The organism is Erwinia sp. TECH1 (genome assembly GCF_054057575.1).
Genome location: NZ_JBSRZK010000001.1, coordinates 1,723,046 through 1,738,387 on the forward strand (window position 1 = coordinate 1,723,046; position 15,342 = coordinate 1,738,387).

Annotated in this window: 10 protein-coding genes; 6 read left to right on the forward strand and 4 right to left on the reverse strand. The window is 56.9% G+C overall.

Annotated elements, in window-relative coordinates:
- Nucleotides 1–14: 14 nt before the first annotated feature.
- From cydC to trxB, 3 genes are all read right to left on the reverse strand, one after another.
- On the reverse strand, nucleotides 15–1,724 hold the full coding sequence (gene cydC / locus ACVWZ0_RS08120) for a heme ABC transporter ATP-binding protein/permease CydC (RefSeq protein ID WP_253454728.1): 1,710 nt from the start codon (nucleotides 1,722–1,724) through the stop codon (nucleotides 15–17).
- Entirely contained in the window at nucleotides 1,721–3,478 is a 1,758-nt protein-coding gene (gene cydD / locus ACVWZ0_RS08125; protein ID WP_253454726.1) for a heme ABC transporter permease/ATP-binding protein CydD, read from the reverse strand. Before cydD ends, cydC begins: the two co-directional genes overlap by 4 nt.
- A gap of 148 nt (nucleotides 3,479–3,626) precedes the next feature.
- On the reverse strand, nucleotides 3,627–4,592 hold the full coding sequence (gene trxB / locus ACVWZ0_RS08130) for a thioredoxin-disulfide reductase (RefSeq protein WP_253454724.1): 966 nt from the start codon (nucleotides 4,590–4,592) through the stop codon (nucleotides 3,627–3,629).
- Between the two features lie 521 nt (nucleotides 4,593–5,113).
- Between trxB and lrp the strand changes: the two genes are divergently transcribed.
- The 6 genes from lrp (at nucleotide 5,114) to ACVWZ0_RS08160 (ending at nucleotide 14,481) form a co-directional block, all read left to right on the forward strand.
- Entirely contained in the window at nucleotides 5,114–5,608 is a 495-nt protein-coding gene (gene lrp, locus ACVWZ0_RS08135; protein WP_006118610.1) for a leucine-responsive transcriptional regulator Lrp, read from the forward strand.
- 119 nt (nucleotides 5,609–5,727) lie between these two features.
- Nucleotides 5,728–9,498 (forward strand): DNA translocase FtsK 4TM domain-containing protein, encoded by a 3,771-nt coding sequence (locus ACVWZ0_RS08140; protein ID WP_253454723.1) that lies wholly within the window; start codon nucleotides 5,728–5,730, stop codon nucleotides 9,496–9,498.
- A 172-nt stretch (nucleotides 9,499–9,670) separates the two neighbouring features.
- Nucleotides 9,671–10,282 carry an outer membrane lipoprotein chaperone LolA gene (gene lolA, locus ACVWZ0_RS08145; protein WP_253454722.1) on the forward strand — a complete coding sequence of 204 codons (612 nt, stop codon included), beginning with the start codon at nucleotides 9,671–9,673 and terminating at the stop codon, nucleotides 10,280–10,282.
- 7 nt (nucleotides 10,283–10,289) lie between these two features.
- On the forward strand, nucleotides 10,290–11,633 hold the full coding sequence (locus tag ACVWZ0_RS08150) for a replication-associated recombination protein A (RefSeq protein WP_253454720.1): 1,344 nt from the start codon (nucleotides 10,290–10,292) through the stop codon (nucleotides 11,631–11,633).
- An 86-nt stretch (nucleotides 11,634–11,719) separates the two neighbouring features.
- Nucleotides 11,720–13,012, forward strand: coding sequence for a serine--tRNA ligase (gene serS, locus ACVWZ0_RS08155; RefSeq protein WP_125288732.1), 1,293 nt, complete (start codon nucleotides 11,720–11,722; stop codon nucleotides 13,010–13,012).
- Nucleotides 13,013–13,329: 317 nt separating this feature from the next.
- The gene (locus tag ACVWZ0_RS08160) at nucleotides 13,330–14,481 is read left to right on the forward strand and encodes an MFS transporter (RefSeq protein ID WP_253454718.1); all 1,152 of its coding nucleotides are present in this window, start codon (nucleotides 13,330–13,332) and stop codon (nucleotides 14,479–14,481) included.
- A gap of 37 nt (nucleotides 14,482–14,518) precedes the next feature.
- Here ACVWZ0_RS08160 and pflA read toward each other — a convergent pair whose 3' ends face one another.
- Nucleotides 14,519–15,259: a pyruvate formate lyase 1-activating protein gene (gene pflA, locus ACVWZ0_RS08165; RefSeq protein ID WP_253454716.1), complete on the reverse strand. Its 741-nt coding sequence runs from the start codon at nucleotides 15,257–15,259 to the stop codon at nucleotides 14,519–14,521.
- Between the last annotated feature and the right edge of the window lie 83 nt (nucleotides 15,260–15,342).

The window sequence follows — 15,342 nt, forward strand, 5'->3', positions numbered from 1 at the left end:
CGAGAAGGCTATGACTATACCGTAATCCGCTGCAGGAAAGCGCTGTAACGGCTGCGTTTTGAGATTAATTCGACGTGGGTTCCCTGTTCGACCACGGTGCCGCTTTCCATAAGGCAAATTTTGTCGAAATGGCGTAGCCCCTGCGGACGATGCGTGACCACGATCATCGTTTTGCCGCGGGCGGCTTCCCGCAGCAGGGTAAGGATCTGCCGTTCGGTGTGGGTGTCCAGCCCTTCCGTCGGCTCGTCGAGCAGCAGTAAAGGGCCGTCGTGCAACAGCGCGCGGGCCAGCCCCAGCCGACGCCGCTCGCCACCCGACAGCTGACGGCCGCCTTCGCCCAGCCAGGCATCGAGGCCTTCAGCGTTAATCAGCGTTGTCAGCCCGACTTTTCGCAGCATGGCGAGCAGCTCGTCGTCATGGCGATGCGGCGCGGCCAGCAATAAATTATCGCGTAACGTGGCGCTAAACAGATACACGCGCTGCGTCACAACGCCGGTAGCCCTGCGTAATGTGGCTTCATCCCACGCGGCCAGCGGACGATCGTTTAACCGGATTTCGCCGTTTGTCGGATCCCATGCGCGGGTGAGCAGCTGAAGCAGCGTGGATTTACCGCAGCCGCTGCTGCCCAGCAGCGCAACGTGTTCACCTTGCGCAATGTCCAGGGAGATCGAGCGCAGCACGGGAAAACCTTCGTTATAGCTGAAGCTGACATCATGCAGCTTTAGTCGGATACCGGCAGGGCTTTTGCCCTGCTCAGCCGGAAAGTTCACGGCCGGATTTTGCAGAATCACTTCATTAACGCGACGGGCAGAGGCGAAGACTTCCCCCAGATGCAGAAAGGCGCCGCCAACCGGAGCCAGGGCTTCGAAGGCCGCCAGCGCGCAAAACAGGAACAGAGCGAGCGTGGCGTCATGAAACAGCGCTGAGGCTGACCAGAGCAGTAAAACGGCCGTCGCGCCGGTAATAATCGTCAGCAATCCCTGCGATAAGCCGGTAAGACGGGCGCGGAAGCGCTGAGCGCCCAGCCAACGCGCTTCCGTGTTATCAAGCCGGGCGCGAAAGCGCTGCACGCCGCCATAAATTCGCATCTCCGCCTGGCTTTGCAGCCATCCTGTCAGCTGGCTACGATACAGGGCGCGCAGGTGCGCCAGCGCTTCGCCTTCTTTCCGTCCCAGGCAGTAAAAGATTGGCGGCAGCAGCAGCAGCGTCGCCAGCATGATACCGCCCAACATCAGCGCCAGCGGCCAGTTCAGCGAGCCGAGCAGAAGCGTTACCGTCACAATCGCGACAAGCGCGCCGAGTAGGGGAGAGAGCAGGCGCAGATAAAGGTGATCGAGCGTATCCACATCGGCTACCAGCCGATTCAGAAGGTCACCCCGCTGGAAACGAGCCAGCGCGCCGGGCGAAAGCGGGATCAATTTATTAAAAGTGAACACGCGTAAATCTTCCAGAATACGAAAAGTACCGTCATGGCTGACCAGCCTTTCCGCATAGCGAGCGACGGTGCGTAAAATTGCGGCGCCTCTTACGCCAGCCGCAGGAAGCATATAGTTAAAACTGTAAAGCCCGGCGGCGCCCGCCAGCGAGCAGGCCGCAAGAAACCAGCCGGAAAGCGTCAGCAATGCGATGCTCGCCAGCAGCGTCACGACCGCCAGCAAAATGCCCAGCATCAGGCGCGGAGCATGCGGGCGCAAAAGCGCAAGCCAGGGTCGGATTAGCTTCATGCCTGCGCCTCCTCAACCAGCGCTTTAAAGGGGCCGGGCCGTTGCAGCAGCTGCGCTTTACTGCCCTGCTGGACGATTTCTCCCGCCTGGAGCAGCCAGACTTCATCCCACTCCGCTAAGCGATCGAGCCGATGGGTAATAAACAACGTGGTCTGATTGAAAGAGGCGGCCAGCAGCGCCCGGTTTACGTGCTCGCCAGCCGGGCCGTCAAGGCTGGCATCAGGCTCGTCCAGCAGCAGCAGTCGACAAGGCTTGTAAAGCGCTCTCGCCACAGCGATGCGCTGCGCCTGCCCTACGGAGAGGGCCGCCGCCTGTTCGCCGACCGTGCTTTCCAGGCCTTCAGGCAGGCGCGCCAGAAACTCGTCCACGCCAGCCAGCTCGCAAACCTGCTGTAACCTGAGCGGATCGCCCTCGCCATGCGCAACAATATTTTCGCGCACGGTCTGCGCAGGTAAATGCGGGTTCTGTCCCACCCAGGCAAGCTGCTGTTGCCACCAGGACGGCAGGATATCACGCAGCTCCGTATCGTTTATTTTCAACGATCCCTGATAGGGCAAATACCCGGCCAGGACGTTCAGCAAAGAGGTTTTGCCCGCGCCGCTTCGCCCAATCAGCGCCACTCTTTTCCCTGCGTTAAGGGTAAAATTGAGCGGCCCGACAAGCTCTATCCCCTCGTGCGTCATAATCCGCAAATCAGCGGCGGTAAGCGTCATACCTTGCTCAACGTTGGGCGTCAGCGTGCCGGATGATGCCTGAAGCCGTTCCGCTGTCAGGAATTTCTCCAGCGCGTCAGCGGCGCCTGTAGCCTGCGCTTTGGCATGATAAAACGTGCCCAGCTCTCTGAGCGGTTGAAAAAATTCCGGCGCAAGGATAAGCGACAGAAAGCCGGCAAAAAGCGTGATGCCGGTGCCGTAATGGCCGAAGTTCAGCTCGCCGAGGTAGGAAAAACCAAAATAGACCGCCACCACTGCTACAGAAACGGCAGCAAAAAACTCCAGTACGGCCGAGGAGAGAAAGGCCAGCCGCAGTACTTCCATGGTTCGTTGACGAAAGCTGGCCGAAGCGGTGCGAATACGATCGGTTTCCGCGTCGGCCTGATTAAACAGCCGCAGCGTTTCCATGCCCTGAAGGCGGTCGAGAAAATAGCCGCCGAGCCGAGCAAGGGCCTGAAAATTACGCCGGTTAGCGTCGGCCGCGCCCATACCGGCCAGCGCCATAAACAGCGGAATAAGCGGAGCCGTCAGCAGCAGGATCAGCGCTGCCACCCAGTTTACGGGAAACAGAACAGCAAGGATTAGGCAGGGGATGAGCGCGGCCAGCAGCGTTTGCGGCAAATAACGCGCGTAGTAATCCTGAAGGTTATCAATTTGCTCCAGCAAAAGCGTGGTCCAGCTTCCGACAGCCTGACCCTGGATAACGGCGGGGCCAGCCTTAGTCAGCTTGTCCAGAATATCGCGGCGCAGTTTCTCCCGGATGGCCCGGCCCGAAGCGAACCCGGCCAGCTCACGCAGCCACAGAAATACGCCGCGCAGCACAAAACAGGAAAGCAGCAGAATAAATTGCGGAAGAAGCGCATCGCGAGAAAGATGATCAACGATCAGCCCTTGCAGCAGGGTAGCCAATAGCCAGGCCTGGTAAACAATAAGCAGCGCGCCGACCATGCCGATTAGCAGCGATAGTCTGAACCAGAAATTGCCGTAGATACGCTGTTTTTTTAGCCAGGAAAGGAGCTGTTGCTGTCGGAATTTATCCATGCTGTACCAATATGCCGCGCGTTGGGGCAGGTAAAATTGCAATGCCATGCCCTTAGTAAGGGTAATCGCGAGCAATGGTACAGCGCAGAAAATAAAAAGGCGACCTTAACAGGTCGCCTTTACCGAGATCGCATCAAAGCAGTAACGATTACTGAGATTCTTTAACTAAACCATCCAGATAGCGTTCCGCATCCAGCGCGGCCATACAGCCGGTGCCGGCAGAGGTAATCGCCTGACGATAGGTATGATCCATAACGTCACCTGCGGCGAACACGCCCGGAATGCTGGTTTGCGTTGCATTACCGTGCAGGCCTGACTGCACTTTGATGTAGCCGTTTTCCAGATCCAGCTGATCTTTAAAGATCGCCGTATTCGGGCTGTGGCCGATAGCAACAAACAGACCGGCAACGCTCAGTTCCTGCTGCGACTCGTCCAGCGTGGAGCGCAGGCGCAGCGAGCTGACGCCCATCTGATCGCCCATGACCTCGTCCAGCGTCTGGTTGGTATGCAGCACGATATTGCCGTTACGCACTTTTTCCATCAGGCGATCGATAAGGATTTTCTCTGCGCGGAAGCTGTCGCGACGGTGGATCAGATGCACTTCCGACGCAATATTCGCCAGATACAGCGCTTCTTCTACGGCCGTATTGCCGCCGCCGATCACGGCTACCTTCTGATTACGGTAGAAAAAGCCGTCACAGGTTGCGCAGGCTGAAACGCCGCGGCCTTTAAACGCTTCTTCAGAAGGCAGGCCAAGGTAGCGAGCGGAGGCGCCGGTAGCAATAATCAACGCATCTGCCGTGTATTCACCGCTGTCGCCGATCAAACGGAAAGGGCGATGCTGTAAATCAACGCTGTGAATATGCTCGAAGATAATTTCAGTATTAAATTTTACCGCATGTTCATGCATACGTTCCATCAGACCCGGACCGGTCAGATCGTGCGGGTCGCCGGGCCAGTTTTCCACATCCGTGGTGGTGGTCAGCTGGCCGCCTTTTTCAAGCCCGGTGATCAGCACGGGGTTGAGATTAGCGCGCGCTGCGTAAACAGCCGCCGTGTATCCAGCGGGGCCGGAACCTAAGATAAGTAATTTACTGTGTCTGGCCGTGCTCATGAGACCCTCATTATTTAGCTGCCAACTATGTTGCGATTGTAGGGAATTTAGGTCGGCAACAAAAGCGTTCTGCGATTTTGTTAGCGATGGTTGCAAAAGGTTTAACCGATTTCCCTTAGGGAGCAACGGCACCACTGCGCCAAAGCAGGGCGAAACGCGCTGTAAAATGGTGCAATGAGTAAATTTTTTCATTATAAAACAGTCATGCAGCGCAACATCTGGCATGTTGTACTGATTTTGGTTGTTTTACTTTGACAATCGGCTGTGCTTTTGCGAAAACAGTGGGGGAAGCAGAGGACATTTGAGCTTACAAGACAGATTTTTCCTGTTTTGGGACATCCGGCTCAATAAACTCAGTCTGTCATTGGTCATGACGCATGGTGTGGACAGACAACATGCGTCATACGGATGGGCGTGATAACACCGCAACAGGCTCCAGACTTCACTTAGAACAACCCTGCGATAATGATTTCGTTCAGGGTGTGGCAGGCAAAGGGAAGGCATTAAGAGAGACAATAATAATGGTAGACAATAAAAAACGGCCTGGAAAAGATCTCGACAGAATCGATCGTAATATCCTTAACGAACTGCAAAAGGATGGACGTATCTCTAACGTCGAGCTTTCCAAACGCGTAGGTTTATCACCTACACCATGCCTTGAGCGCGTTCGTCGTCTTGAAAGACAGGGGTTTATCCTTGGCTATACCGCCCAGCTGAATCCGCACTATCTGGATGCCTCGCTGCTGGTATTTGTTGAGATTACTCTGAATCGTGGCGCGCCCGACGTGTTTGAACAATTTAACGCCGCAGTGCAAAAACTTGAGGAAACTCAAGAGTGTCACCTCGTTTCAGGCGATTTCGACTACCTGTTGAAAACGCGCGTGCCGGATATGTCCGCCTACCGTAAATTGCTGGGTGAAACCCTGCTGCGCCTGCCTGGCGTAAACGATACGCGGACCTATGTGGTCATGGAAGAAGTGAAACAAAGTAACCGCTTAGTCATTAAGACGCGGTAACACAGGGCAGGTGCAAAACCTGATAGGTTTCGGTACACTCCTGTGAATTCATACAGTTTCAGCGTCGGGCCTGCCCGACGCTGTTGCCTCCATTGTTTACAGGCACCTGGAGAGTACTCTTGAGCCAGGAATATACAGAAGATAAAGATGTTTCCCTACAGTCGCTGAGCAGCGGTCGTCGCCTGCTTGAAGCGTTACTGATTGTTGTGGCGCTTTTTGCCGTCTATTTGATGGTGGCGCTGTTGAGCTTTAACCCCTCCGATCCCAGCTGGTCGCAAACTGCCTGGCATGAACCCATCCATAATTTGGGCGGCGGCATTGGCGCATGGCTGGCAGATACGCTGTTCTTCATTTTTGGCGTGATGGCCTACGCCATTCCTGCGGTTATCCTCGGACTATGCTGGATCACCTTCCGCCAGCGGCATTCGCAGGATTACATTGATTACTTTGCGGTGGCGCTGCGCCTGATCGGCGTACTGGCGCTCGTGGTCACATCATGCGGCCTGGCGGCGCTAAACGCTGACGATATCTGGTATTTTGCTTCCGGCGGCGTAATTGGCAGCCTGCTCAGCAATGCGATGGCGCCATGGTTTAACGCCGCAGGCGGCACCCTGACGCTGCTGTGCGTGTGGGCGGCCGGTCTGACGCTTTATACCGGCTGGTCCTGGCTGACCATCGCTGAAAAAATTGGCGCGGCTGTCATGGGCGTGCTGACTTTCGCCAGCGGGCGTTCGCGCAGTGACGAATACAGATATGATGATTATGACGATGAGCCGGATGAAAAACCGGTTCCGAAGCAGCGTGCCCGCTACGATGATGAAGACGATATCCTGCTGGCAGTGCCGGCAACGGCCGAAGAGGACGACAACGATCCGCTGCTGAGCAAGCCTGCGGCAGCCCCGACGGCAGCCGCTGCCGCTGCACAGACGGTTTCCACGGCAGCACCTGTGGCGCCGGTAGCGTCCGCAACTACAGCAACGCCGGCTTCCACGGTTACTGTAGCGCCCGGGAGCGCTCAGCAACAGGCCGAGCCTGCTGCACAGGTTTCCACGCCGTCAGCAGCGGCAGAGCCTGAACTTTATCGCTTCGAGATGCCGGCGGAAACGCCTGCGCCATCGGTTCCTGTCGCTGATGAAGATGATGCTCCCCGCATGGGCAACTGGCGGGAAGCGGATGCCTCACCTTTCGATTTCTCTACGACGCAGCCGGCTCAGCCGCAGCAGGTCGCACAGGATCTGGCCAGCGCGGCGCAATCTGCCGCCGCCTCCACGGCGTTTATGCCAGGCTTCAGCGCCACCAGCGAGGCGGCTCCGGCTAATCCGCAGGTCAAGCAGGGTATTGGCCCCGCTTTGCCGCGGCCGAATCCGGTTAAGCTGCCTACGCGTCGCGAGCTGGCTTCCTATGGTATTAAGCTGCCTTCGCAGCGTATAGCGGAAGAAAAAGCGAAAGAAGAGGAGCAGCGTCTTCAGGCTTCTGCGCCAACAGGGGCGGAAGAGCCGGGCCAGGATGAAAGCCATCTGCGCGACGCTTTTGCCGCTCAGCAGCAGGCGCGTTACGCTGAGCCTGATAGCGCAGCAAACAGCGCGCCTGTAGCAGAAAGCGCTGAGGAAGATGAAGAGGAAGCGCGTCATCAGGCCGAGCTTGCCCGTCAGTTTGCCGGACAGCAAAGCCAGCGTTATGGACAGCCGCAGCAAAGCGCACCTGCCTCCACGCTGGATACCGGTGGCGCATTTGATTTCTCGCCTAAAGAAGATTTGGTTGATGATGGCGCAGGCGAACCGCTGTTTACGCTGCCGCCTGAAAATCAACAGAGCAGGCCCGCTGCGCAGTGGCAGCAGCACAGCCAGCCTCAGGAACCTGTAAAACAGGCTGCACCAACGTGGCAGTCAGCCGCTCAGGAGCCCATACAGCCTGCCGCGACAGCATGGCAGCCAGCGGCCCAGGAGCCTGCACAACCGGCCGCGCCAGCGTGGCAGCCAGCGGCTCAGGAGCCTGCACAACCGGCCGCGCCAGCATGGCAGCCAGCGGCTCAGGAGCCTGCACAACCGGCCGCACCAGCGTGGCAGCCAGTGGCTCAGGAGCCTGCGCAACCGGCGGCGCCAGCGTGGCAGCCAGTGGCTCAGGAGCCTGCGCAACCGGCGGCGCCAGCGTGGCAGCCAGCGGCTCAGGAGCCTGTACAACCGGCGGCGCCAGCATGGCAGCCAGCCGCTCAGGAGCCCGTACAACCTGTCGCGCCAGCGTGGCAGCCAGCGGCTCAGGAGCCTGCACAACCGGCCGCACCAGCGTGGCAGCCAGCCGCTCAGGAACCTGTACGCCAGGCTGAACAAATCCAGCCGGAAGTCAAACCACAGGATAGCCTGTTCCATCCATTCCTGGTGCGTCATGAGCAGCCGCTTGAGAAACCAACCACGCCGCTGCCTACCCTGGATCTACTGACGGCACCGCCAGCGGAAGCCGAACCCGTCGATATGTTTGCTCTTGAGCAGACTGCCCGCCTGGTGGAAGCCCGCCTGGCCGACTATCGGGTTAAAGCCGAGGTGGTTGGTATCTCTCCAGGGCCGGTTATTACCCGCTTTGAACTGGATCTTGCGCCTGGCGTGAAGGCCGCGCGTATTTCCAATCTGTCGCGCGACCTGGCCCGCTCGCTTTCTGCCGTAGCGGTTCGTGTGGTGGAGGTGATCCCCGGCAAGCCTTACGTTGGACTGGAGCTGCCAAACAAGCATCGCCAGACCGTTTATATGCGTGAAGTGCTTGAATGCGATAAGTTCCGCGACAATCCGTCGCCGCTATCGGTGGTGTTAGGAAAAGATATCGCAGGCCAGCCGGTGGTGGCCGATCTGGCGAAAATGCCGCACCTGCTGGTCGCCGGTACAACTGGTTCCGGTAAGTCCGTTGGCGTTAACGCCATGATTATTAGCATGCTTTATAAAGCCACGCCGGAAGAAGTGCGCTTTATTATGATCGACCCGAAAATGCTTGAGCTGTCGGTCTATGAAGGCATCCCGCATCTGTTGACCGAAGTGGTCACGGATATGAAAGATGCCGCCAACGCGCTGCGCTGGAGCGTCGGCGAAATGGAGCGTCGCTATAAGCTGATGTCGGCGCTGGGCGTGCGTAACCTGGCGGGTTATAACGAAAAAGTTAAGCTGGCGGAAGAGATGGGGCGGCCTATTCCCGATCCGTTCTGGAAGCCGGGCGACAGTATGGAAACATCGCCGCCGATGCTCGAAAAACTACCTTACATCGTAGTACTGGTGGATGAGTTCGCCGATCTGATGATGGCCGTGGGTAAAAAGGTGGAGGAGCTGATTGCGCGTCTGGCGCAGAAAGCGCGTGCCGCCGGTATTCACCTGGTGCTGGCGACGCAGCGTCCGTCGGTGGATGTGATCACCGGCCTGATTAAGGCTAACATCCCAACCCGCATTGCGTTTACGGTTTCCAGCAAGATCGACTCGCGCACCATTCTTGATCAGGGTGGCGCGGAATCGCTGTTGGGCATGGGCGATATGCTTTATATGCCGCCGAACTCTTCAATGCCGGTGCGCGTACATGGCGCCTTTGTGCGGGATGAAGAAGTTCACGCCGTGGTACAAGACTGGAAGGCGCGTGGTCGTCCGCAATATATCGAAAGCATTACCGCTGGCGAAGAGAGCGAAAGCGCGTCGCTGGGGCTGGATGGCGATGAAGAGCTTGACCCGCTGTTCGACCAGGCGGTCGCCTTCGTGGTAGAAAAGCGTCGTGCGTCTATTTCCGGCGTGCAGCGGCAGTTCCGTATCGGTTACAACCGTGCAGCCCGTATCATTGAACAGATGGAGGCGCAAAGTATCGTGTCGCCGCCTGGCCATAACGGCAACCGCGAGGTGCTTTCGCCACCGCCGCACGAGATGTAATATTTTGTCAAAAGCAGCGGGTCGGTTATGCCGACCCGTTGAATTTCAGCGCTTTGTCCCCATCTCCGATCTATCGCAATCAGCTTATTCCCCTGTTGCTTTCTTTGCTGCCTGGCTACAGTTAAGCCTGCCCGCTAATCGGGATACAAAAGTTTCAATAAGGATGTCGTAAATGAAAAAACTCACTATCACATGCTGTCTGCTTGCTACTTTTGCCTCTGCCAGCGCTATGGCGGACGCTTCTTCCGACCTGCAGCTGCGTCTGGATAAAGTCACCAGTTTTCACGCCAGCTTCCAGCAAAAAGTCACCGACGGCAGCGGCCAGTCCGTGCAGGATGGCGAAGGCGAGCTGTGGGTTAAACGTCCCGATCTTTTCAACTGGCATATGACCGCGCCGGACGAAAGCATCCTGATCTCGGATGGCAAAACGCTGTGGTTCTATAATCCCTTTGTCGAGCAGGTCAGCGCGACATGGCTGAAAGACGCCACCAGCAATACGCCGTTTATGCTGATTGCCCGCAACCAGCGCAGCGACTGGAAGCAGTACAACATCAAACAGCTTGGCGATAACTTCGAGCTGACGCCAAAATCAGCCGATGGCAACCTGAAGCAGTTTACGATTAACGTCTCCGCCAGCGGCACCATCAATCAGTTCAGCGCCGTTGAACAGGACGGGCAGCGCAGCAGCTATACGCTGAAAAGCCAGCAGAACACTGCGGTCAGCCCCGACAAATTCCGTTTTACGCCGCCCAAGGGCGTGACGGTGGACGATCAACGTCAGTGAGGTCAGCGTGAGCACACTCTCTCTGGATTTCTCTCATAACGAGTTTCAGCCTCTGGCCGCGCGTATGCGGCCACGCACGCTGGCGGAATATATCGGTCAGCAGCATCTGCTGGCGACGGGGAAGCCGCTGCCGCGGGCCATTGAGGCAGGGCACCTGCACTCAATGATCCTTTGGGGGCCGCCAGGTACCGGCAAAACCACGCTGGCAGAAATCATTGGTCGCTACGGTCAGGCGGATGTCGAACGCATTTCTGCCGTCACTTCAGGCGTAAAAGAGATCCGTGAGGCTATTGAGCGTGCGCGGCAGAACCGCAATGCCGGACGTCGCACTATCCTGTTTGTCGATGAAGTGCATCGCTTTAATAAAAGCCAGCAGGACGCCTTTCTCCCGCATATTGAAGACGGCACTATTACCTTTATTGGCGCTACGACGGAAAACCCTTCTTTCGAGCTCAATTCCGCTCTGCTTTCCAGGGCGCGCGTCTACCTGTTGAAGTCTCTGACCGTTGAAGATATAGAAAGCGTGCTGGATCAGGCGATGCAAGACAGCGAGCGGGGCTACGGCAAGCAAAACATCGTGCTGCCTGATGCTACGCGCAGAATGATTGCGGAGCTGGTCAACGGCGACGCTCGCCGCTCGTTAAATACCCTGGAAATGATGGCCGATATGGCCGAGGTCAGCGACAAAGGCGAGCGTCTGCTAACGCCGCAGCTGCTTAACGAAGTTTCCGGTGAACGTAGCGCCAGGTTCGATAATAAAGGCGATCGCTTTTACGATCTGATCTCCGCCCTGCACAAATCGGTGCGCGGCTCTGCGCCCGATGCTGCGCTTTACTGGTATGCCCGTATTATTACGGCAGGCGGCGATCCGCTTTATGTGGCCCGTCGCCTGCTGGCTATCGCCTCCGAAGACGTGGGCAACGCCGATCCGCGTGGCATGCAGGTGGCTATTTCCGCCTGGGACTGCTTTACGCGTGTAGGGCCGGCCGAAGGCGAAAGGGCTATTGCTCAGGCGATTGTTTATCTTGCCTGTGCGCCGAAAAGCAATGCCGTTTATACCGCCTTTAAGGCAGCGATGCGCGACGCGCGCGATCGGCCGGATTACGATGTGCCTGACCATCTGCGTAACGCGCCTACAAAGCTGATGAAAGAGATGGGGTTGGGCGCCGAATACCGCTATGCGCATGACGAACCCGGCGCCTACGCCGCGGGGGAGAACTATTTCCCGGGGGAAATGGCGCAGACGCGCTATTATCAGCCGACCTCGCGCGGGCTGGAAGGAAAGATTGGCGAAAAGCTGGCCTGGCTTGCTGAACAGGATCAAAATAGCCCGACAAAACGCTATCGTTGATCCGGGCGTTGCGGTAAGGTTAGCAAGGAATTCAATGCATTCGCCTGGCGAATGCGCCCACTTTTTTTACTGATCACAGGACAAGCATGCTCGATCCCAATCTGCTGCGTAATGAGCCAGACGCAGTCGCTGAAAAACTGGCACGCCGGGGCTATAAGCTGGACGTTGAAACGCTGCGCTCGCAGGAAGAGCGCCGCAAAGTTCTGCAGGTCGAAACCGAAACGCTGCAGGCTGAACGTAACTCCCGATCCAAATCTATCGGGCAGGCCAAAGCGCGTGGGGAAGATATCGAGCCGTTACGTCAGGAAGTGAACGCGCTGGGCGAACGCCTGGATGCGGCCAAAGCGGAACTGGATGCGTTACAGAACGAAATTCGTGATGTCGCTTTAGCGATCCCCAATATTCCCGTTGACGAAGTGCCGCTGGGCAAAGACGACAGCGAGAATCAGGAAGTCAGCCGCTGGGGCGAGCCGCGCAAATATGATTTTGCCGTGCGTGACCACGTCGAGCTGGGCGAAATGGCCGCCGGTCTGGATTTTGCCGCCGCTGCCAAACTGACCGGTTCGCGCTTTGTGGTGATGAAAGGGCAAATTGCGCTGATGCATCGTGCGCTTAGCCAGTTCATGCTCGATCTGCATACCGAACAGCATGGCTATCTGGAAACTTACGTCCCTTATCTGGTTAACCACGCCACGCTTTACGGAACGGGCCAGCTGCCGAAGTTCGGCGAAGATCTTTTCCATACTCGTCCGCTGGATGAGGAAGCCTCGGCCAGCGATTATGCGCTGATCCCTACCGCAGAAGTGCCGCTGACCAACCTGGTTCGTGATGAAATTCTGGAAGAAGAGTCGCTGCCGTTGAAACTGACCGCGCATACGCCTTGCTTCCGCTCTGAAGCTGGCGCCTACGGTCGTGATACGCGCGGGCTGATCCGCATGCACCAGTTCGACAAGGTTGAAATGGTGCAGATCACGCGGCCGGAAGACTCCATGCAGGCGCTTGAAGAGCTGGTAGGCCATGCGGAGAAGGTGCTGCAGCTGCTGGAGCTGCCTTACCGCAAGGTGCTGCTGTGCACCGGCGATATGGGCTTCGGTTCATGCAAAACTTACGATCTGGAGGTTTGGCTGCCCGCGCAGGATACCTACCGTGAAATCTCTTCCTGTTCCAATATGGGCGATTTCCAGGCTCGTCGTATGCAGGCGCGCTGCCGTAGCAAAACGGAGAAAAAACCGCGTCTGGTGCACACGCTCAATGGCTCTGGCCTGGCGGTAGGCCGCACCCTGGTTGCCGTTCTGGAAAACTATCAGCAGGCAGACGGCCGAATTCAGGTGCCGGAAGCGCTGCGTCCTTATATGAAAGGCCTTGAGTTTATCGGCTAATCTTCGGGACAGCTAAAAAACCTGTGGTTCATACCCACAGGTTTTTTTTTGCCTGCGGTTTTAGCAGCCCTTAACCATGCAGGCTATCCAGCAATAAATATCATCGATAAAGAAACCCGTTTTCGTTATTAGCTATTCATTATCAAAGGGTTAAACAGGTATGGGTTGCCTTTTAATCAGTGCTTACAGAGCTGCGGATAAAAAAATTAAATCACCGCACGGCAAATTGTGCGGTGCCCCAAAACGCCCCGTTGACAATAATTCGGCCAGTGGCATTATGCGCGCAAAATCTTCCTTTATTTTGGTCATTTCTGACTATGTCTACCTGGTCCCGTCCCGTTATTGTGCTGCTTTGCGGCCTGCTGCTGCTGACTATCGCCATCGCCGTGCTCAACACGCTGGTGCCGCTCTGGCTTACTCATGAGGCTCTGCCTACCTGGCAGGTCGGCACGGTCAGCTCCGCTTATTTTACGGGAAACCTGATCGGCACCCTGATAGCTGGCTGGCTAATCAAGCGGCTGGGCTTTAATCGCGCTTACTACATTGCTACCGCGCTGTTTGCCCTGGCTACGGCCGCGCTGGGCTTCGAACACGGTTTCTGGGCATGGTCCGTCTGGCGTTTCGTCGCGGGTATCGGCTGCGCTCTGATATGGGTAGTGGTTGAAAGCGCCTTATTGTGCAGCGGCACCCTGCGTAATCGCGGTCAGCTGCTGGCAGCCTATATGATTGTCTATTATGTGGCGACGGTGATTGGTCAGCTGCTGGTCAGCAAGGTGTCAACGGAACTGCTGCATACTCTGCCCTGGGTAACCGGTTTTATCGTAGCGGCTATTCTGCCGCTGGTTTTTACCCGGATTACCGCCAGCGGCGAGGGAGAAGAAGCTCCTGCCGGGCGCATGTGGTCTATGCTGCGTCGACGCAGCGCACGCCTGGGGATCAACGGCTGCATTATTTCCGGGATCCTGCTGGGATCGCTGTACGGCCTGATGCCGCTGTATCTTTCCCATCAGGGAATGAACGACTCCGCCGTCGGCTACTGGATGGCGCTGTTGGTCAGCGCCGGCATTATCGGACAGTGGCCGGTAGGGCGCCTGGCCGATCGCTATGGGCGGCTGCTGGTGCTGCGCGTGCTGGTGTTTGGCGTCATCCTGGGCGCGGTAGCGATGCTCAGCAATGCGGCTATGGCACCCGCGCTCTTTGTGCTGGGTTGTTCAGGCTTTACGCTTTACCCTGTCGCGATGTCCTGGGCCTGCGAAAAAGTGGCGCATCATGAGCTGGTGGCGATGAATCAGGCGCTGCTGCTGAGCTATACCACCGGTAGCCTTGCAGGACCGGCGCTGACCTCAATGTTGATGCAGAGCTATTCTGACCGTGTACTGTTTGTGATGATTGCGGGCGTGGCGTTGGTTTATCTGATGATGCTGCTGCGCAAGGCCGATCGTCATGCCACGCCGATCGCACATGCCTGATGGCTGAAAAGTAAAATAACGAGCGGGTCACCGCTCGTTAATACATCACTTTATGCCCGTATCCTTCGAGGATATGTTTGACCCGCTCCATCGTCTCTTTTTTGGGAGGATGGACGCCGTCCAGCTTATACTCCTCACCCATTGCCAGCCACTTGTGTTTACCCAGCTCGTGATAGGGTAACAGCTCTATTTTCTCGACGTTGCCCATGTCGCGGGTAAATTCGCCCAGCCTGTGTGCGGAGTCATCATCATCGGAATAACCGGGGACAACCACATAGCGTATCCAGGTACGGATATTCTTTTTGGCCAGATATCGGGCAAAATCCAGCGTGCGATGGTTAGAGACGCCGACGAGGATTTGGTGAACATCATCATTGATTTGCTTGAGATCCAGCATCACCAGATCGGTTACTTCCAGCAGTTCATCAATAACCGGATCGTAGCGGCGAACAAAGCCGTTAGTATCCAGACAGGTATGAATGCCTTCTGCATGACAGGCGCGAAACCAGTCGCGGACAAACTCAGCCTGCAGGATAGCTTCACCGCCCGAAGCGGTAACGCCGCCGCCTGATGCGTTCATAAAATGACGATAGGTGACAACTTCTTTCATCAGCTCTTCCACCGTAACCTCTTTACCGCCGTGCGTATCCCAGGTATCCCGGTTATGGCAGTAGAGGCAGCGCATCAGGCAGCCCTGAAAAAAGGTGATAAAGCGGATGCCGGGGCCATCAACGGTCCCGCAGGATTCGAACGAGTGGATACGACCTTTAACTGACATTGCGGTGAATTCTCCATAGTCATGCCGCTTGTAGCGGCTGCGCAGTCTGAAGCTGCGTTAAGTCTGTTTTGCCAGCCGCCTGC